The following is a 1,124-nucleotide window of genomic DNA, read 5'->3' as shown; positions in this document are numbered from 1 at the left end:
GTCGTACTATTTGAATCGACTGAGTTTGACTATATAAAATTATCACAAGTGTAGTAGTGTTTAGGCTTGCTATGATAACAAAAAAACCGCTTTTCTGATGAAGAATATCATGACTATAAAACCATCAAACACCCAAGAAGACGCTAATAACAAGGCCAATAACGAGATAGTACCAGTCGAGAGTTCATCAGGAGAAATTGAAAATCATCCTTTTGCGCCTGTTTTACCACCCAATGCCACCATTATGATGATGGGTACATTTCCGCCGACTAGCGATAAATGGGCAATGAGTTTTCACTATCCCAATTTTTATAATGATATGTGGCGTATCTATGGACGAGTGTTTTTTGATGACGCTGATTACTTTAGAGTCGGCGATGAGAAGCGCTTTGACCCTAAGCGTATTCGAGATTTTATGTTCGAGCGTGGCATCGCTTCTTGCCCAACGGTCAAGCAAGCTATTCGAGAGACTGGCAATGCTTCGGATAAAAACCTAACCGTGGTGACGCCAGTTGATTTGGACAGTATCTTGCCGCAAGTGCCAAAGGTAGAGACCTTATTCACAACAGGAGGCAAAGCAACCGAAGTACTGCTCGGATTATTAGACGAGCCAATTGCCAAATCAAAGCATCCAAAAACCAATCAAAGGATGGATTACCCTTATCAGTGGCAAAACGCTGAACAAACTACTGAGGTTAATGACCTAACCTTGTATAGATTACCTTCAACCTCACGTGCCTATCCGTTATCGTTGGATAAGAAAGTCGCTGCATATAAGGCGTTCTTTGAGAGGGTGGGTAAGTTGTAATATAAAAGATAATTCTTTATAGATGGATGTTAGAAATAGAGAAGCTTATGCAGTCAGTAAAACCCGATAATATATCTAACAGGTCTATCGTTCAGAGCGCATCTCCAACTACCTATCAATTATCTCAAATCATTAAATATATAACCCATTGAAAAAATTACCGTTTTCATATTTTTCTAAAATAAGATTAAAAACATTAATAAAACAGGTTGACACAAAAATTAAACCCTCTATAATACGCCCTCATCAGACGGACTGGCGGTAACGAATATGTGAGTTACATATTGATAACCCAGTTAACCTGTTGAAACAAATT

The 1,124-nt window shown here is 38.7% G+C and carries 1 protein-coding gene; it reads left to right on the top strand.

From position 1 onward, the window contains the following. Window positions 1-109: 109 nt before the first annotated feature. A complete protein-coding gene (locus tag ACS8FC_RS14665; RefSeq protein ID WP_439297307.1) occupies window positions 110-808 on the top strand; it encodes a DNA glycosylase in 699 nt (232 codons plus the stop codon). Window positions 809-1,124: the final 316 nt, after the last annotated feature.

It is taken from the genome of Psychrobacter sp. 1Y4 (assembly GCF_051847555.1).
Note: the sequence above shows the minus strand (reverse complement) of the source record. Positions and strands in the feature narration are given on the sequence as shown.

Bases quoted from the DNA above. Each gene is read 5' to 3' on its own strand.
- ACS8FC_RS14665 (WP_439297307.1), top strand. From the start codon at position 110: ATGACTATAAAACCATCAAACACCCAAGAAGACGCTAATAACAAGGCC.